This window comes from Mesorhizobium sp. ISC11 (genome assembly GCF_037162595.1).
Classification (GTDB): domain Bacteria; phylum Pseudomonadota; class Alphaproteobacteria; order Rhizobiales; family Rhizobiaceae; genus Mesorhizobium; species Mesorhizobium ciceri.
Genome location: NZ_JAVSPW010000001.1, coordinates 5,706,766 through 5,724,187, shown reverse-complemented (window position 1 = coordinate 5,724,187; position 17,422 = coordinate 5,706,766). Strand labels below are relative to the sequence as shown.

Below are 17,422 nucleotides of genomic sequence, written 5' to 3'. Positions count from 1 at the left end.
CTTCGTAACGCACCCGAGGCCTGCTGCCATTTCGGCCAAAGATGAATGCCCTCTCGAATTCACCCTGCTTCATCAGCGAGGTGTTCTGCGCGGTGCGCTATGTCAGGCCGATCACGCTGCCTGTCGCGTCCAATTCGCATTGGATCGCCGCCTGCCGCGTTTCCACGCTGCCTTGCCGCGCATAGTCGATGCTGACCTCGATGGGGGCCGAGATCGTCGCCCGACTCAACTGATGTACGAAGCCCGCGCTGGTGACGCGCACGCTGGTCGCCCCCAACGGAGCGGCGGCCGACTCGATGGCATCATGGCAGGCCCGAACGACTTTATCCGGGACGCCCGGCAGCGCCTCGGTTCGGCTGACTGTTGATTGAGTCTTGCTGTCGCCGGGAGGCTGGAGAGCGGCCGGGAGGTCGAGCGACTGTCCGCCCCTTGCGGACGCAACAGCAGTAGCGGTGGCCGAACCTACAGTCCCCGGGGCTGTCGTAGTGCCGCTTGTGCTGGTCTCCCCGTCGTCCGCCGACGAACTGGAGCCGCCGGGGTCATCGCCAGTCCCTTTTTGCGAGCCGCCCTGGTTGCCGCCGGCGTCATGACCTCCGCCGCCACCATGGCCACCAGAACCATGGCCGCCGTTGCCATGCCCTCCGCCTTGCTGACCACCGGTTGCAGCTCCTGCGCAAACTGCCGCGATCGAGCAAGCTAAGACGAAATACGCACAGGTGAATCCACGCGATTGACGCACGACGACCTCCATGGATGCGTCGGTCCAACCGTCTTTCCGCGGCGTGCAGTCAGAACGGCGCGAACCGCCGCTGCCCCCGAGGCAACCTCGCGATTGCCGCGCCCCCGAAAGAACTAGGGGATCAATCCGGTGTATCAAGGATACTTGGCCGGTAAGCACCGATGAGAGATCGCTTGGCTGGCGAGTGCCGTATCATTCATGCCGAGGCCGACCGTCTGGATGACGCCACAGACGCCTTCATGACCCAATGACCGGAGTCCGAGGAGTGGCCTGGCCGAGGCCCCGGCGAATGCAGAGATCAGCGAATACGCTTACCGCGCCCAGGTCAGCGCACCTCCTCCGAGCCATCGGCGACACCCAGGCGATGTCGGGTGGGACGGCCTCCAAAAGGCCCCCGGAGGCACGAAAAAGCTTCGCTTGAGCACTCGCCGCGATGGCGCGGCCAGACGGATCACCCCGCTTCAGCCGACCCGCACGACAAAATGCTTCGTCACCGGCTCGATGATCTTCCAGGTTCCCTTGAAATCCGCTTCCACGACGAAGGCATCGCCGGGGCCGACCTCGACCGGCGTGCCGCCGTCCGGCGTGATGATGATGCGGCCGGCGATCATGTGCACGAACTCGTAGTCGGTAAAGGTGGCGTGATAGGTGCCGGGCGTCGCCCGCCAGGTGCCCGACAGCACCTTGCCGTCCTCGGTCGTGTGCTGGACGGCGGTTTGCATGGTCGGCCTGCCCTCGACGACGATCCAGCCAGCCAGATCGCCTGCGTCCGCGTGTTCGACGGTGCCGAATTTGAGGATTGTCTCGCGTGTCATGTGCTGAACTCCGTTTGGGGATTGCGTGGCGCTGTTTGCCTGGCCGGTCAGATAACCGATGCACCTGCCGCGAGCAATGCCGCCGCCATACGGCCGGCACCTTGGCTGACGGTGCATCAAACAAAAACCCGCCTGTGCGGCGGGTCACTGGCGCAAATCAGCACCATAGGCAAAAATGTACCGTAGCTGAGGTCACCGAGTCAAGAAAAAATTCCTATCGCGAAAAAAGCTGGCGGCGCAAAAGCTGCCAGCACTGGCTGCCACGAGGCCGTTTGTTGATTTGAAGTCAGAGCCCTGCCATGCGGCGCACGCCGCGCCCTTCGGCTCTCGAAGGGCGGGTCAGGGTTTGTGGCGCGCCGAAACGAGTTCCGCCTTGCGCCTTGCCGTCTCCAGCCCGAGCCCGATGAAGGCGCGCGCGTGCTTGGCCAGCGCCATGTTGTCCGTCCACAGATTGCGCCAGATGGCGGTCTTCTTCGACAGGTGCTCATCGACGATTTCCGAAGAGAAGGATTCGAAGCTGAGATCGTCGCTGTAGCCGATCGCCGTCAGCGCATCGAAGATCGCGGCGAAATCGATATTGCCGGTGCCGAGGAAGCCGCGATGGCTTTCGCCGATATGGACATAGCCGATCTTGTCCGCGGCTTGATGGATGGCCAGCCCGACATCGGCCTCCTCGATGTTCATGTGGAACGTGTCGAGATGCAGGAAGATGTTGTCCGAGCCAGTGTCCTCGATGAAAGCCAGTCCTTGCGCGGCGGTGTTGAGCAGATTGCTTTCGAAGCGGTTGACGATCTCGAGGTTGAGCGTGACGCCGGCCGCCTTGGCTGTTTCGGCAACCTTGGCCAGCGTGCCGGCACTGCGCTGCCATTGATCGCGCGTCGGCGCCTCGACCTGCAATCCGTGGCTGGTCGAGAGAATGCCGGCGACCTTCCGACCTCCGAGGTCACGCGTCAGCGCGATGGTATCGTTGAGGATTTCGACGCCGCGCGCGGCAATCGCCCTGTCGGCGCTCGAAATATCGCCATCAACAGGCAATCCGATGCTGATCGCGACGCCGAGGCCAAGATCGGCGATGCGCCTGGCGAGCCCGCCGATGTCGACATCGGCGGGGTCGAGATAGGAGAATTCGATGAGATCGAAGCCGGCCTCCCTGGTGTTGGCCAGCGTGCGCTCCAGATCGGCCTGAGCCGAGCTCGCCGACCAGACGAAAGAATGGATTCCAATACGCGACATCATCGTCTCCGGTGCTGACAAGGTGCGGCCGGGTCATCCCGGCCGCACCGGCCTTGGGAAGAATTTAGCGGGCTGCGGTCCAGCCCTTGTAGTCCTTCAGGTTCTCGGCCGTGATCAGCTTCGGGTCGAGCAGAACGGTCGGCTCCGCCGGCTTCTTGCCGGCCAGCAGTTCGGCCGCCATCGTCAGTGACTGGCCGGCCATCACATAGGGATCCTGCGAGGCCGAGGCCTTGATCATCGAGGTGCCGGAAGAGAGTTCCTTCTCGATATCGGGCGCGCCGTCGACGGCGGTGAAGATGAACTCCGAACGGTTGAGCTGCTTGGCCGCGAGCTGGGCGCCGATCGCCGTCGGGTCATTGATGGCAAACACCGCATCGATCTTGTCGAAGCGGGTGAGCAGCGACTGGAACACCTTCAGGCCGCCGTCGCGCGAGCCTTCGGCATTCTGGTCGTCGGAGAGGATCTTGATGTCGGGATGCTGCGAAAGCACGTTCTTGCAGCCCTTCACCCGCTCCAGGATCGACGACGATGCCGGTCCGTTGAGGATGACGTAGTCGCCCTTGCCGCCGGTGTGGTCGACCAGGTACTGGCAGGCCTCTTCGCCGGCCTTGACGTTGTTGGTCATCACGGTGACGTCGGCGCCCGGCGCCGAAACGTCGAAGGCGGCAACGACGATACCCGCGGCCTGTGCCTTCTTCACCGCCGGCGCGATCGCCTTGGCGTCGACGGCATTGAGCATGATCACGTCGACACCGGCGGCGATGAACGAATCGACCTGCGAGACCTGCTTGTTGAGGTCATAGTCGGCCGATACCGAGGTCACCTCGACTTTCGGGTTGATCTTCTTGGCCGCGTCCTCGATGCCCTTGATGGTGGCGACGAAGAAGGGATTGCCGAGTAGGCCGACCGAGATACCGACCTTGTTGAGGTCCTTGGCCGAAGCAGGCGCGATGGCGAGCGACGCGAGTGCGACGCCGCAGAGCAGTTTGGCGATGGTCTTCATTGCTTTCCTCCGATTGCCCCGCGCCTCTCACGGTGCGTTACACAAACCGGTCGTTGACGCCGGCGACTAAGGTCAATCACGTTCTTGCTCCTGCCTGGAGCCTGTAGCGGTCGAGGGCGACCGCCACGATGATGACCAATCCCTTGATGATGTACTGCCAGATGTCCGAGACACCGGCCAAGATGAGCCCGTTGGAGAGCACCGCGATGATCAGGCCGCCGATCAGCGTTCCCCAGATCGAGCCGACGCCGCCGACGAAGCTGGTGCCGCCGAGAATGACCGCGGCAATGGCGTCGAGTTCGTAGGACTGGCCCAGCTGCAAGCCGTTGGCGGCGTAGAGCCGGGCCGCCGACATGGCGCCGCCGAGGCCGGCCAGCAGGCCGGAAACGCCATAGACGAAGAGCAGCACCAGCGGCACCTTGATACCGGTCAGCCGCGCCGCTTCGGCATTGCCGCCGACGGCGTAGATCCAGGTGCCGAGCACGGTGCGCTTGAGCACCAGCCAGGACAGCACCACCACCGACAGTGCGATGATGACCAGCCACGGGATGCCGAACAGCGAACCGTTGCCGATGAAATCGAACGGCAGGTCCGAATTGAACACCGTGGTGTCCTGGCCGAGCAGGCGGGCGACACCGCGCACCGCGGTCAGCGAACCCAGCGTGACGATGAAGGGCGGCAGCTTGATGTAGGCGATGAGCAGCCCGTTGATGAGGCCGAAGCCGAGGCCGACCAGAATGGCCGCCGGCACGCCGAGCAAACCCCAGTCCGGCACCAGCGATACGATCACCGCCACCATCGCCGATGCGGCGAGGATGGCGCCGACGGACAGGTCGATACCGCCGGTGAGGATGACGAAGGTCATGCCGGCCGCCAGCACGATGTTGATCGACGACTGCTGGGTGACGATCAACAGGTTGGTCTCGGTCAGGAAGCGCGGGTTCAGGAACTGGAAGCCGGCCGCCAGCAGGATCAGCACCGGCAGCATGCCAAGGGCAGCGAAAGCCGTGCGCAACCGTCGGCTCGTGCCGGTCGCCTGGCCGCCCGCGCTGATCTCGGTCGCCTTGTCGGTCATTGCTGAGCCGCTCCCGTTGCAAGTTCCATGATTTCCTCCTGGCTCAGCGGTTCGCCTTGCGATGCCGTCACCTCGCCCGATATCTTTCCGTCGCGCATCACCAGCACGCGATCGGCGACGCCGATCACCTCGGGCAGTTCGCTGGAGATCATCAGGATGGCGATGCCCTGCTTGGCGAGATTGTCGATCAGCCGGTAGATTTCCGATTTCGCTCCGACATCGACGCCGCGGGTCGGCTCGTCGAGGATGACGACCTTCGGCTCGGTCTCGAGCAGGCGGGCGAGCAGCACCTTCTGCTGGTTGCCGCCCGACAGCGAGCCGGCATTGGCCTGCACCGAACTGGTGCGGATGGAGAGATCGGCAACGGCCTTGGAAGCACGCCTTTCGGCGGCCGCGAAGTCGCGCAAGCCGCCGGCGCGCGAATCCCGCGCCAGCACGCCCATGCTGATATTGTCGGAGATCGACATGTCGAGGAACAGGCCGAGTTCCTTGCGGTCCTCGGTCAGATAGGCGATGCCGGCATCGAGCGCCTCGCGCGGCGAGCCGATGGTTACAGGTTTGCCGTCGAGTTCCAGCGTGCCTGAAATGTGCCTGTCGGCGCCGAAGATCAGCCGCGCAAGCTCTGTGCGGCCGGAACCGACCAGACCCGCCAGCGCCAGCACCTCGCCCTTGTGCAGGTCGAACGAACAGTTTTTCAGGAGACGGCCGTCGGACATGGCGCGCACCGAGAGCGCCACCGCGCGCTTTTCATCCGGCGGCCGATGATCCTTCTTGTAGAAAGCCGACAAATCGCGGCCGACCATCATCGAGACGAGGCGCGAGGCACTGAGGTCGGCACGCTCGAGCGTGCCGACATAACCGCTGTCGCGCAGCACGCTGACGCGGTCGGCAAGCTGGTAGACCTCTTCCATGCGGTGGCTGATGTAGATGATGGCGATGCCTTGCGATTTCAGCGTCGCGATGACCTCGAACAGCCGGTCGGTCTCGCGCGAGGTCAGCGACGTGGTCGGCTCGTCCATGACGATGATGCGCGCATTGGTCGATAGCGCGCGGGCGATCTCGACCAGCTGGCGCTCGCCGAGCGACAGGCTGGAGACCATGTCGCGGGCCGAAAAGGAAACGCCGAGCCGCTTGATGATCTCGCTGGCGCGCCGGGTGCACTGGTCGCGATCGACGATGCCGAAGCGTCGCGGCTCGTTGCCGAGGAAGATGTTCTGCGCCACCATCAGATTGGGCGCCAGCGACAGCTCCTGATAGATCACCGCGACGCCGCTGGCGCGCGCCTTGATCGGATCGCCGGTCGCAGCCGGCATGCCGTCGATCAGGATCTCGCCGCCGGCATCCGGCCGATAGGCGCCTGAAAGCACTTTCATCAATGTCGACTTGCCGGCGCCGTTCTCGCCCATCAAGGCGTGCAGCTCCCCGGCATGGACGCTGAGCGAGACATCGTGCAAGGCACGGATCGCGCCGAACGTCTTGGAGATGTGCCGCATCTCCAGCACCGGCTGGCGCGCCGTCTCGGCCTGGGCAATCGCACTCATCGCGCACCTCCCACTGCCGCACCGGCGACGCCTTGGTCCATCGTGGCGTCACGCCAGTTGCTGCGATAGCCTGCCAACCCGGTGAAACGCGACGCGTGCACCGGCTCTGGAACTTCGGCGGCGAATTCGCGCCCGACGCCCTCGAAGGCGAGCGCCGCTGCACCCGTGGCGCTGCCCTCCAGCGTGGCGCCCTGCAGGAAAGCCTGGCCGGGACGCAACTGCGCCAGCAGTCCGGCCAACACACCGCCTGTGTTCAGCCCGCCATCGACGATCACCGTGTTGTTCGAATGGATGAGGTCGAGCGACAGATCGACCATCAGCGCGACGTAGAGCAGCGCCGCCGCCGCGCGTTCCTCGGCATCGGGCGTGCGCCCCACCAGCCGGCCGGACTGACTGGGCATCGGCCCGCCTGGCGCGAAGCTCGGCAGCGCCATGATGCCGGCATCGATCACCCGCTGCACCACCGGACGGGCGATCTCGCCTTGCCAGCCGCCGCTGATGGTTGCGAATTCGCGCCCGCCCATGAAGCGAATGGTCGGCACCGGGCCGCCGCCGACATCGACATTGACCAGCATGTCGCGATCCCGGTCGAGTGCGTCGAGCGGGCAATCCGGATTGAGCACGACGACCCAGGTGCCGGTCGAAACGACGGTGACCGGGCCAAGCTCCTGCCGGCGATAGGCATAGAGCGCCGCATTCGAATCATGGACGCCGTTGTGGATGGCGATCGGTCGCGCCGCAGCGCCGAGGCGGTGCTCGCCGATAACGGTGCCGGCGCGCTCGAAGCCACGCATCCGGCCACGCCAGCCCTGCGCGTCGACCAGCGAGGAAAAGTCCTGGCTCCGCGGCGCCCACAGATGCGAATGGCAGCCGAGATAGGACACTTCCGAGACCGCCCGCCCGCCAAGGCGCCAGCTCCAGTATTGCGGATAGCCGAGGATCGATTTCGACGTAGCGAACGCGTCGGGATCGACCTCCTGCAGCCACAGCATGTGGCGGCCGTAGTTGAAGCCGAGCGGCAGCCGCGGCGAAAAGGTCTCGGAAAAGTCCGGAATGCGGCGATCGATCCGCGCGGCAATCTCGGCCGGCGGCTCTTGCTCGTAATCGAGGATCGGATGCGTCAGCGCCGCTTCGTCGACCAAGGCAAAGGTGCAGCCATGGCCCGACACCATGACCCCTTCCACACCATGACGGTCGACCGCATCGGCAACGGCGCTGAGCGCCCAATGGTGGAGCGCCGCCTCGTCGAGCACGCTGAAGACGCCTTGGCGCACCCATTTCGGCTGTGTCCGGCGCTCGTCGATGATCCGCCCGTCCTGGCCGAAGACGAACAGCTTCGAATTGGTCTTGCCGAAATCGAGGACAGCCACCTTCACTGGATGGCTCCCGAGGCTATCCGCACCATGACGCCGGCGTCTTCCAGCATGCGCGCATCGGCGTCGGAGAGACCGTCGTCGGTGACCAGCGTGCCGATGCGGGAAAGCGGCAGCGCGACGTTGCGCGCGTGGATCGACAGTTTGCGGCTGTCGGCCAGCACCACGATCTGGTCGGCGCAAAGGCTGAGATCGACGATCGAGCGTACCAGCAGCGGGTGCGATTCCATCACGCCTTCCTGGCCAAGGCCTTGCGCGCCGAGAAAGAATTTGGAGGCATAGAAGGGCACGGCCTGGCTGAGCGAATGGATGATGCCGGGTTCGCGATGCAGATCACCGCCCGCAACCGTCAGGCTGCAATGGCCGTGGTCGCTGAGATAGGCCGCCAGCGGCATCGAGTTGGTGTAGAGGCGGATGTTGCGCTCGGCGAGCTTGACGCCCAGATGGAAGCAGGTCGAGCCGCCATGCACGATCACGGCGTCGCCGTCGCGCACCATGGTCGCCGCGAGAGCGGCGATCTGCCGCTTGGCCTCGACCGCAAGGTCGCGGTTCTCGTCGTAAGGCCTGGCGTAGGCAACACCGGCCTGGGAAGCGCCGTCGAGCGCCGAGATGCCGCCATAGACCTTCCGCGCTTCGCCGGCCTCGTCGATCCTGTCGATATCGCGCCTGACCGTCGCGGCTGAAACGCCAAGCCGCTCCTGCAACTCGCGCACCGAAGCGAACGGACGATCCCGCAACAGTTCGACGATCTGACGCTGGCGGCCGGAGTCGCTCAATTCTTTCCTCCCGGATGCCATTTTCCATGGCAATTGGCGTAACTTACTCAACATTAGTCGGATTGCAAGCGTGTTTGATGACAGTAGATCACTATTGACGTAGATCACTCGTATCTGCGATATCAGCGCCAATTCGATCCCGGCAACGGGATTTCGCGCAGGACACGGCCGAGCCGTTGGAGGAAAAGCGCCATGGCGACCCAAGCTGACGCGCAGGAACTGGCGGCCTTGCGGGCGCTTTCGGCCAGCATCGGGCGGAGCCCGCATCTCACCCAGGCGGCAGGCGGCAACACCTCGCTGAAAGCCGGCGACACGCTGTGGATCAAGGCCTCCGGCACCTGGCTGAAAGACGCGCTCGTCGATGACATCATGGTGCCGGTGGCGATGGCGCCGCTGCTGAAAGCCGTCGAACAGCGCGATCGCGCCGCCGACCAGCCGCAGGGTTTCACCATTGCAGCGCTCAACCCGCGCGGCCTGCGGCCATCGATCGAGACCACGGTGCACGCTTTGATGCCGCAGCGCGTCGTTCTGCATGTCCATTGCGTCGACACCATCTCGCTTGCCGTGCAGGCCGATGGCGAGGCCGAGGTCGCCAAGCGGCTCGATGGCATCGAATGGGCCTATGTGCCCTATTTCCGGCCCGGCCTGCCGCTTGCACGCGGCATTGCCGAAAAACTGCGGCCTGGTGTCGACGTGCTGATCCTTGGCAATCACGGGCTGGTCGTCGCTGCCGAAACCGTCGCCGGGGCGGAGCTTCTGCTGCGCCGTATCAGGTCATTGCTGGCCCGGCCGGCGCGCGCGACCGCCGCACCCGACCTCGACGCCTTGGCCGCGCTTGCCGGCGACAGCGGCTACAGATTGCCGGCCGATGTCGAAGCGCATGCGGTTGCGCTCGACCCTGAGAGCCGCCGCATGGCGCAGGCCGGCAGCCTCTATCCGGACCACGTCATCTTCCTCGGCCAGGGCTCCGTCGTGGCGAAGCCAGGCGAGGCCGTGGCCGATGTCGTTGCGAGACTGGGCACGCCGCCTGCGGCGATCCTGTTTCCCGGCGCAGGCGTGCTGATGCGCGGCGACGCCAGTGCCGGCGCCGATGCCATGCAACGCTGCCTCGCCGACGTGACGGCGCGTGTCGACATCGCCGCGCGGCTGAACTATCTCACCGCTTCCGAGAATGACGAGCTGGTCAACTGGGACGCCGAGCAGTATCGCCAGAAACTTAACGCGGCTGGCGGCTAGCATGGACATGATGCCACTTGTCATCGGCATCGACATTGGCACATCAGGTGCGCGCGCCGTCGCCATGCGCCCTGATTTTTCCATAGCCGGGCATTCGGCCGTTCCACTCGACAGGTTTGGCCGCGATGGCCGAGCCCCCACGGCGTGGTGGCAAGCGGTCAAGGCGGCGCTGACGGAGCTGCTTTCCGGCATCGACCGCACGGCGGTCCGCGCCATCGCCGTCGACGGCACCTCCGGCACGCTGCTGCCGGTCGACGCCGCCGGGCGGCCGCTGGCCGAACCGCTGATGTACAACGACAAGGTCGATGACGACGACATCCTGGCCGCGATCGCCCGCACCGCGCCGGCTGCAAGTGCAGCGCACGGAGCGACATCCGGCCTCGCCAAGGCCCTGCGCTTCCAGCATCTGCCGGGTATTGCAATGGTGCTGCATCAGGCCGACTGGATTGCCGGAAACTTCTCCGGCCGCTTCGATGTCAGCGACGAGAACAATGCCCTGAAGACAGGTTATGATGTCGAGGCCCGCCGCTGGCCGGAATGGATCGCGGCGACCGGAATGCGCATGGAGTTGCTGCCGCGCGTGGTCGTGCCGGGCGAGGTCACGGGCGCCCTCACCGCGGAAGCCGGGGAACTGTTCGGCTTGCCGCGCGATGTGGCCGTCGTCGCCGGCACCACGGATGGCTGCGCCTCGTTCCTGGCGACCGGTGCTGCCGCGATCGGCGACGGCGTCACTGCGCTGGGATCGTCGCTGACCATCAAGATCCTGTCCGACCGGCCGATTTCGGCGCCGCGCTTCGGCATATACAGCCATCGGCTCGGCAACGCCTGGCTGGCGGGCGGTGCCTCGAACTCGGGCGGCAAGGTGCTGGCCCAGCACTTTCCGCTCGCCCGTATCATCGAACTCAGCGCGACAATCGACCCGGAGACGGGCACCGGCCTCGATTACTATCCGCTTCCCGCCACTGGCGAACGGTTTCCGATCGCCGATCCGGCGCTGCCGCCTCGCCTTGCGCCGCGGCCGGCGGACGACGCCGATTATCTGAAAGCGATGTTCGAAGGCATCGCCGCGATCGAAGCGCTCGGCTATGACAGGCTTGCCGAACTCGGCGCGCCCACGCTGATATCGGTCAGGAGCGTCGGAGGCGGGGCAGCGAACCCGGCCTGGACGGCAATCCGGCGTCGCAGGCTCGGCGTCGATTTCCTGCCCGCGCTTTCCGACGAGGCCGCCGCCGGCACGGCGCGGCTGGCGCTGATGGGTGCAAGCCGGGCAGGACTCCTATGAGCGCGAAAACGATCGAACGTCTCGACGGCCTCGGGCCGCTGGCGGAGCGCTATAATGTGTTTCTGCTCGACCAGTTCGGCGTGCTGCATGACGGCACGCGGCCCTATCCAGGCGCGGTGGCAGCGCTATCGGCGCTGAAACGCGCCGGCAAGACCGTGGTGCTGGTTTCGAACTCCGGCAGGCGGGCTCAACCCAATGAAAGCCGGCTCATGAAACTCGGCTTCGAACCGGGAAGCTGGGATCATTTCGTTTCTTCCGGCGAGGTGGCGTGGCGATCCTTTGGGGAGATGGCGACGTCGGGAAAGCTGCGCCCGGGGACAAAATGCCTGCTGATCAGCCGCGACAATGACCGCTCCGCGATCGAAGGCCTGCCATTTGCGCTGACCGGGTCCGGCGATGAGGCCGAGCTGGTGCTGATCGCGGCCAGCGAGGGTGACCGCTTTGACTTTGACCATTATCGCAGGCTGTTCGCGCCGGCGGCGGAGCGGCGGGTGCCGTGTTTCTGCACCAATCCCGACATCATCATGCTGACGGCCGTTGGCCCTCGCTTCGGCGCCGGCCAGTTGGCCGATCTCTACGAAAGCCTGGGCGGCAGCGTTACCCGCATCGGCAAGCCCGACACCGCGATTTTCGACGCCGCGCTGGCGCTGGCCGGCGAGCCGGACCGTGGCACCGTGGTCTGCGTCGGCGACAGCGTCGAACACGACATATCGGGGGGAAACAGCACCGGCATCGCCACCGCGCTGGTGCTGAGCGGAATACTGGCGGACACACCGGATCTCGCCGCTGTTTTCGACGAACAGCAGGCCTGGCCGGACTACATCATGGACAGCTTCAGCTTCCGCTGACCGCTTCCAGCATGCGCCGCGCGCTCTCCTCGTCGGTGATCAGGATGGTTGGGGCGATGAGGGTCATGGCGCCGAGCAGCGCTTCGGTCTTCTCCTCGCCACCGGAGGTGAGGATGCGGATCGGCGCCTTGCGCAGACGGTCGACATCCACCGACATCACGTGGCTGTTGACGGGATGGTCGACCAGATCGCCGTTGCGGTCGAAGAAATGGAACAGGAGGTCACCCACGGCGCCACGCGCAAGCAGGGCCTCCCGATCCGCCTCCTTGAGGAAGCCACCACGAGAGAAGGTGGTGGCCGAGGCGATCCCGCCGACGCTCAGCAGAACGGCATCGAGCACGTCGGCCATTTCGAAAATCTCCTGCAGGCCGCAGCGCTCGATCAGGGCGATCTTGGTCTCGACGCTGTCGACCACGGCTGGTGTCGGCATCAGATAGCCGTCGCCCTGGAATATCTGAGCGAAGCGCCAGGCGAACTCGGCTGGGTTGACCCGGCGCACGACGCCGACACCGCCAAGCAGCGAAATCACCTTGAAGTCGGTGAGCGACTTGGCGCTGATGAAAGGCAGGCTCGAGAACAGCGTCTGCCCCCAGCCGACGCCGACCCGCATGCCGGACTTCATCGTGTCCGACAGGAAGCTGCCGGTCTTGGCGCTGATCGCTGGTATGGGATCGGCATCGGCTGCCGAAAGCGGCGCCACCAGCGCCTGCTGCAGCCCGAACGTCTTCTCCAATGCGCGCTCAAGCCGCACGATTTCCGACAATTCGCTCTCGATGGTGATCTTCACTTCGTTGCGCGCCCGGGCATCCGCCAGCATGCGCACGATGGTGACGCGACCGACGCCGAGCACGTCGGCGATCTCGTTCTGCGTCATCTGTTCGACGAAATACATCCAGGCGGCGCGAATCCTGAGGCGATCCGTCCGGCTTTCGCTGGCGACCTGCTCGGTTGCCTCGCCTCGACCGTCTTCGCTTTCGCCCTGTCGTCGTCTGCCCAAGTCTGTCTCTCCCCCTGCGGCGACGGACGAGGGCGCCGCCGCCGATTCTGCATGCTGGTCTAGTATCGCCTATTGATCTACCTATCGATAGGAACAATGTAGAGAGTGGCGGCTGCCCGGTCGGCTATCCGCAGCAAATTTCAAGGCGATCCGCGATGCTCCGACAAATCTCCGAAGATGTCCGCGTCAATCTGAAGGACCGGCTGCGGGAAGTCCGCGAAATCATCCGCCAGAGCCGCCATGACGGCAGCGGCCATGCCAGTATCCTGCGCGAAGCAACCAGCCATCTGCCACCGTTTCCAGGCAAGGGCATCGAAGGCCTGCTCAGCCATGCCGCGAGTGCCGTCGACGAAGCACTGTCGATCGCCGAAGCTTTCGTCCCGCATGAGCGCCCGATCAAGGTGGACGGCACCACGGTGAAGGGCCTCGGCACCTATTTCCCGGTCGGCAACGAGGATCGCCAACTGGACGCCGAGCGCCTGTTCCGCCGCGATATGTATTATCTGACCAAAGCGGTGCTTGCCGGCCTGAACATCGACAATGCCCGCATCCACGAAGCCGATTTCGCGGCCGTCCATGCCACGATGCGCAAGCGGCATGGCGATCTCCTGGCCGCATTGGCCGCGCCGGGTGCCGGACTGCAGGCAATCGCGGCCACCTGCTCGGCGCTGCTGGTCGAGTGCCTCAATCAGCGTCCCGTTCGCTTTGCCGAGACCGAGCCGGGAACGCCGACGGGCGGCCGGGCGCTCGACATAAGCTGTCTGGCGCCGCTCGCTTTGGCCTGCGGCCTGGCGACCACCGGCAGGGACGGCGCGCCGGAGCCGGATATGCTGGAGATCGCCATCCTGGCGGCGGATATTCGCCACGATCGCATCGTTCAGGCTTGCGCCAAGGCAAACCCGATCGCTGAGCTGACACCGGTCTTCGCCACCTTGCTTGCCCATCTGCCGTAGTCAGCCGGCCTGGGCTAGCCTTCGGCGGCCATGGCCATGATCGCTTTCTTGGCGCGCTGGATGGAAGCCGGGCTCATCGAGAGTTCGGTCAGCCCCATCTTCACGAAGGTCGCAATCAGATCCGGACGGCCGGCCGCCTCACCGCACATGCCGACCATGATACCGGCGGCGACGCCGGCTTTTGCCGTCATTTCGATCGCCGATATGACGGCCGGATTGGTGACATCGTTGAGCTTGGCGACGGTCGGATTGAGCCGGTCGGCGGCCATGATGTACTGGGTCAGATCGTTGGTGCCGATCGAGAAGAAAGCGACCTCCTTGGCCAGCGCCGGGGCGATCAGCACGGCGGCCGGGGTTTCGATCATGACGCCGAGATCGAATGATGCGTGCGGCACGCCTTCGGCTTTCAGCTCGGCCGTGCATTCGTCAACCAGCACGCGCGTCTGCCTGACCTCCGAGATGTCGGACACCATCGGCAGCATCACCTTGATGTTGCCGTGCACGGCTGCGCGCAACAGCGCCCGCAACTGGCGCTTGAAGATGTCGGGCCGGTCGAGACACATGCGGATGCCGCGCCAGCCGAGGAAGGGGTTTTCCTCGTCGGGAAATTCGATGCCGGCAATCGGCTTGTCACCGCCGATGTCGAGCGTGCGCACAATGACCGGATAAGGCGCAAAAGCCTTGGCCAGCGCCGCATAGGTCTCGGCCTGCATGTCTTCCGAGGGCAGATGCATATGGCGCATGAACAAAAGCTCGGTGCGGAACAGGCCGATGCCCATGGCACCAGCCTCTTGCGCCGCTTCGATTTCCTCGAGTGAGCCGATATTGGCCGCCACCTCGATGATCCTGCCGTCCGCGAGCTTCGGCGTCACCGTCTTGAAGATGGTCAGCCCGGCGCGCTCCTTTGCCGCCGCTTCGACGCGGCCGGCGAAATCGGCACGGGTCGCCTCGTCGGGGTCGATGATCACATGGCCGGCATTGCCGTCGAGCGCGACGTCTCGCGCGGTACGCAAGGCATTGACCTGGTCACCGAGGCCGAGCACTGCCGGAATGCCGTGCGAGCGCGCGATGATGGCGATGTGCGAGGTGGCGCCGCCATGGCCGCACACCACGCCGCCGATACGCTTCAGCGGCGCGCGTGCCAGATCCCAGGCGCCGATGTCGTCGGCGATCAGGATAGCGCCTTCAGGGATGTTTTCGAGGCTGACATCGTCTTGGCCCAGCAACACCAGGCAAATCTGCCGCCCGACCGCATGAACGTCATCCGCCCGCGCGTTGAGATAGTGATCGTCGACGGCGCTGAACTCGGCGGCAATGGTGGAGGCGGCGGTGATGACGGCGGAAACCGCGTCGTTGCCGCCCTTGATCAGGCCCTCGGCCTCACCAGTCAGGCTGTCGTCGGCGGCGATATCGCGCAGCGCGGCGACGATGCCGCGGTCTCCAGCCGACAGGCTGTCCTGCGCCAACGCATGATCCATGCGGGCCTGGACGGCGCCGACAGCCGTGCGGAACCGGTCGATCTCGCCTTTTATCTCCTCGGCCCGCAACATGCGGCCCTGTCCGGCGATATCGGGTGGGAAATGCGCAAAGACCGGGCCGACGGCGAAACCTTCGCTGGCGGCCACGCCACGCAAGCGGTTTGCCCCGCCAGGTGCCGCCGGCACGGATCCCGGCGCGGGTGCCGCTTCCTGCCCGGCATCGTTGGCTGGGCTCTGCGCTTCCGCTTCATCATCGAGGCCGGCCCGCGGATTCTCGAGATAGCCGATCAGCGCCTCGAGCGCCTCGATGGCATCGGCGCCATTCGCCCGCACCGTGACTTCCTGGTTCTCCTTGACCGCCAGCAGCATCAGCTTGACCGAACTCTTGGCGCTGACCGCCTTGCCGTCCTTGATCAGTTCGACGTCGGATTCGAAGCCCTTGGCGAGCTTCACGAACCGCGTCGCGGGACGGGCGTGCAAACCTTCATGCACTCTGACGATGGTCGAGCGTTCCATGGCAAATACTCTGGTTTTGGGCGCCGCTCCCAACATGGGCCGCGGCGCGAATGCTGTCAGGCGGCGATGGTGATGATCGCGCCGGTCTTCAGGGCGGCCACGAGCGCTTGCGGATCGACTTGCGACGCACAGATCTCGCCCGGTCTCTCGGCCTCGGTAGCGCCGTTGAACGAAATGACGACATGACCCATTTCCAGCACCTTGCTCCACGCGCTGGAGCCGACCGCTGTGATAACAGCGGCAACCGGGCCGAGGGTGATCGAAGAGCCCTTGGCGGGCGCTCCGTCACTTGGTCCCTGCTCCGCCTTGTGGAGCACCGAAACCTCGGCAAGCTCCGGCGGCGAGCCATCCGCAAACAGGATGACCACGCCCCCTTCGGCAAGGTCCGCCACTTCGGGGCCGATGGCAGTGACCCGTGTTCTCAAAAGAACCGTCATATGGCGAACCTCATTTTCTCAACTTTCCCTAGAGCGGTGAACCGCTCTATCGCTTTGTTTTGACGCAGTTTCCAAGGGAAAGCATTGTGCGCTTTTCCCGGAATTGCCTTAGAACACGATCAGGCTGACGACCCAGGCGATCAGCACCGAGACCGGCCCCATGATCTGGCGGCTGATGAGCACCGCCGGAACGCCGATTTCGATCGTCTTAGGCTTGGCCTCGCCGAGCGCCAGGCCGACGGGGACGAAGTCGCAGCCCACCTGGGTATTGTAGGCAAACAGCGCCGGCAGTGCCATTGCCGGCGAAATCGTGCCGTTGGCGATCTGCGGGCCGATGATGGCGACGCCGATGACCTGCGCGATGACAGCGCCTGGCCCGAGGATGGGCGACAGGAACGGCAGGCCGCAGATCGCCGAGATGATCAGCAGGCCGACGATGTTGTTGGCCAGCGGACCCATCGGCTGCGCCAGCACATCGCCGATGCCGGTATACAGGATCAGACCGATGAGCATGGTCACGAAGGCCATGAACGGCAGCACGTTGCGGATGACCTGGTCGATGGTGCGGCGGCCGGCATTGAAGAAGATGCCGACGATACGTCCCATGACGCGGCCGATCGTGCTGATGAGGCCGATCAGCCCACCTTCGCTCGGCAGCGGCTGTGGTGCCGCGGTCGCATTGTTGCTTGAACTCATCGCTGCTGCTCCCCCTGCAGTCGTGATCGTTTCGGATCCGTCCGCCATTGTGATGTTGGCCGGCTTCACGCCCGAAACGTAGATGTCCTCGGTGATGAACTGGGCCAGCGGCCCGGATTGACCGACCGGCGTCAGATTGACGGTCGGGATACGTTTGCGCGGATAGACGCCGCATCGTGCGGTGCCGCCGCAATCGACGACGACAACCGCCATCTCGCTTTCGATCGGCGGTGCCCTGAAGCCGTCGACGGCCTCGGCGCCGGTCATGTCGGCGATGAGCTGCGCCACCGGGTGAATGCCACCACCGGTGACGGAAACCACCTTGCTGCGCTGTTCGGTCGGCTCGATGATGAGCGGGCCACCCCAGCCGGTTTTGCCCTGGGAGATCTTTACGGCTTTATATGTCTTGGCCATGATGTCCTCC

Annotated in this window: 16 protein-coding genes; 4 read left to right on the top strand and 12 right to left on the bottom strand. The window is 65.1% G+C overall.

Translation table 11 applies throughout. The features are described 5' to 3' along the window. Positions 1-97: 97 nt before the first annotated feature. The 8 genes from RPF88_RS27670 to RPF88_RS27635 all read right to left on the bottom strand — a co-directional run bounded on the left by RPF88_RS27670 (position 98) and on the right by RPF88_RS27635 (position 8,555). Positions 98-262 (bottom strand): hypothetical protein, encoded by a 165-nt coding sequence (locus RPF88_RS27670; RefSeq protein WP_164745797.1) that lies wholly within the window; start codon positions 260-262, stop codon positions 98-100. Between the two features lie 938 nt (positions 263-1,200). Further along, a complete protein-coding gene (locus tag RPF88_RS27665; protein WP_337123537.1) occupies positions 1,201-1,554 on the bottom strand; it encodes a cupin domain-containing protein in 354 nt (117 codons plus the stop codon). Positions 1,555-1,893: 339 nt separating this feature from the next. Further along, on the bottom strand, positions 1,894-2,787 hold the full coding sequence (locus tag RPF88_RS27660) for a sugar phosphate isomerase/epimerase family protein (RefSeq protein WP_063169118.1): 894 nt from the start codon (positions 2,785-2,787) through the stop codon (positions 1,894-1,896). 64 nt (positions 2,788-2,851) lie between these two features. Beyond that, entirely contained in the window at positions 2,852-3,790 is a 939-nt protein-coding gene (locus RPF88_RS27655; protein ID WP_013529341.1) for an ABC transporter substrate-binding protein, read from the bottom strand. Between the two features lie 76 nt (positions 3,791-3,866). Then, positions 3,867-4,865 (bottom strand): ABC transporter permease subunit, encoded by a 999-nt coding sequence (locus RPF88_RS27650; protein WP_027162931.1) that lies wholly within the window; start codon positions 4,863-4,865, stop codon positions 3,867-3,869. Next, positions 4,862-6,406, bottom strand: coding sequence for a sugar ABC transporter ATP-binding protein (locus RPF88_RS27645; protein ID WP_337123536.1), 1,545 nt, complete (start codon positions 6,404-6,406; stop codon positions 4,862-4,864). The genes RPF88_RS27650 and RPF88_RS27645 overlap by 4 nt, the downstream gene beginning before the upstream one ends. Then, positions 6,403-7,782, bottom strand: a complete 1,380-nt coding sequence (locus RPF88_RS27640) for a carbohydrate kinase (protein WP_337123535.1) — start codon at positions 7,780-7,782, stop codon at positions 6,403-6,405. Before RPF88_RS27640 ends, RPF88_RS27645 begins: the two co-directional genes overlap by 4 nt. Next, positions 7,779-8,555: a DeoR/GlpR family DNA-binding transcription regulator gene (locus RPF88_RS27635; RefSeq protein WP_013529337.1), complete on the bottom strand. Its 777-nt coding sequence runs from the start codon at positions 8,553-8,555 to the stop codon at positions 7,779-7,781. Before RPF88_RS27635 ends, RPF88_RS27640 begins: the two co-directional genes overlap by 4 nt. A 192-nt stretch (positions 8,556-8,747) precedes the next feature. On the opposite strand from RPF88_RS27635, the gene RPF88_RS27630 reads away from it, so the two are divergent. From RPF88_RS27630 to RPF88_RS27620, 3 genes are read left to right on the top strand one after another with little or no spacing between them, the layout of a single operon-like run. Beyond that, positions 8,748-9,791, top strand: coding sequence for a class II aldolase/adducin family protein (locus RPF88_RS27630; RefSeq protein ID WP_027162934.1), 1,044 nt, complete (start codon positions 8,748-8,750; stop codon positions 9,789-9,791). Positions 9,792-9,798: 7 nt separating this feature from the next. Further along, positions 9,799-11,073, top strand: coding sequence for an FGGY-family carbohydrate kinase (locus tag RPF88_RS27625; protein ID WP_027162935.1), 1,275 nt, complete (start codon positions 9,799-9,801; stop codon positions 11,071-11,073). Continuing rightward, positions 11,070-11,921 carry a TIGR01459 family HAD-type hydrolase gene (locus tag RPF88_RS27620; RefSeq protein ID WP_064993092.1) on the top strand — a complete coding sequence of 284 codons (852 nt, stop codon included), beginning with the start codon at positions 11,070-11,072 and terminating at the stop codon, positions 11,919-11,921. Before RPF88_RS27625 ends, RPF88_RS27620 begins: the two co-directional genes overlap by 4 nt. Here the strand turns inward: RPF88_RS27620 and RPF88_RS27615 are convergent. Next, the gene (locus RPF88_RS27615; protein ID WP_013529333.1) at positions 11,908-12,918 is read right to left on the bottom strand and encodes a sugar-binding transcriptional regulator; all 1,011 of its coding nucleotides are present in this window, start codon (positions 12,916-12,918) and stop codon (positions 11,908-11,910) included. The two genes, RPF88_RS27620 and RPF88_RS27615, sit on opposite strands and share 14 nt — an antisense overlap. A gap of 155 nt (positions 12,919-13,073) precedes the next feature. Between RPF88_RS27615 and RPF88_RS27610 the strand changes: the two genes are divergently transcribed. Then, entirely contained in the window at positions 13,074-13,871 is a 798-nt protein-coding gene (locus RPF88_RS27610; RefSeq protein WP_337123534.1) for a hypothetical protein, read from the top strand. Positions 13,872-13,885: 14 nt separating this feature from the next. Here RPF88_RS27610 and ptsP read toward each other — a convergent pair whose 3' ends face one another. From ptsP to srlE, 3 genes are all read right to left on the bottom strand, one after another. After that, positions 13,886-15,865: a phosphoenolpyruvate--protein phosphotransferase gene (ptsP, locus tag RPF88_RS27605; RefSeq protein ID WP_337123533.1), complete on the bottom strand. Its 1,980-nt coding sequence runs from the start codon at positions 15,863-15,865 to the stop codon at positions 13,886-13,888. 56 nt (positions 15,866-15,921) lie between these two features. After that, positions 15,922-16,302: a PTS glucitol/sorbitol transporter subunit IIA gene (locus RPF88_RS27600; protein ID WP_337123532.1), complete on the bottom strand. Its 381-nt coding sequence runs from the start codon at positions 16,300-16,302 to the stop codon at positions 15,922-15,924. A 108-nt stretch (positions 16,303-16,410) separates the two neighbouring features. Next, entirely contained in the window at positions 16,411-17,412 is a 1,002-nt protein-coding gene (gene srlE, locus RPF88_RS27595; RefSeq protein WP_024503717.1) for a PTS glucitol/sorbitol transporter subunit IIB, read from the bottom strand. Between the last annotated feature and the right edge of the window lie 10 nt (positions 17,413-17,422).

What these genes read in the sequence shown, in the direction of transcription:
- RPF88_RS27665 (WP_337123537.1), bottom strand. Translation starts at nt 1,554, where the DNA reads ATGACACGCGAGACAATCCTCAAATTCGGCACCGTCGAACACGCGGAC.
- RPF88_RS27660 (WP_063169118.1), bottom strand. Translation starts at nt 2,787, where the DNA reads ATGTCGCGTATTGGAATCCATTCTTTCGTCTGGTCGGCGAGCTCGGCT.
- RPF88_RS27655 (WP_013529341.1), bottom strand. Translation starts at nt 3,790, where the DNA reads ATGAAGACCATCGCCAAACTGCTCTGCGGCGTCGCACTCGCGTCGCTC.
- RPF88_RS27650 (WP_027162931.1), bottom strand. Translation starts at nt 4,865, where the DNA reads ATGACCGACAAGGCGACCGAGATCAGCGCGGGCGGCCAGGCGACCGGC.
- RPF88_RS27645 (WP_337123536.1), bottom strand. Translation starts at nt 6,406, where the DNA reads ATGAGTGCGATTGCCCAGGCCGAGACGGCGCGCCAGCCGGTGCTGGAG.
- RPF88_RS27630 (WP_027162934.1), top strand. Translation starts at nt 8,748, where the DNA reads ATGGCGACCCAAGCTGACGCGCAGGAACTGGCGGCCTTGCGGGCGCTT.
- RPF88_RS27625 (WP_027162935.1), top strand. Translation starts at nt 9,799, where the DNA reads ATGATGCCACTTGTCATCGGCATCGACATTGGCACATCAGGTGCGCGC.
- RPF88_RS27620 (WP_064993092.1), top strand. Translation starts at nt 11,070, where the DNA reads ATGAGCGCGAAAACGATCGAACGTCTCGACGGCCTCGGGCCGCTGGCG.
- RPF88_RS27610 (WP_337123534.1), top strand. Translation starts at nt 13,074, where the DNA reads ATGCTCCGACAAATCTCCGAAGATGTCCGCGTCAATCTGAAGGACCGG.
- ptsP (WP_337123533.1), bottom strand. Translation starts at nt 15,865, where the DNA reads ATGGAACGCTCGACCATCGTCAGAGTGCATGAAGGTTTGCACGCCCGT.
- RPF88_RS27600 (WP_337123532.1), bottom strand. Translation starts at nt 16,302, where the DNA reads ATGACGGTTCTTTTGAGAACACGGGTCACTGCCATCGGCCCCGAAGTG.
- srlE (WP_024503717.1), bottom strand. Translation starts at nt 17,412, where the DNA reads ATGGCCAAGACATATAAAGCCGTAAAGATCTCCCAGGGCAAAACCGGC.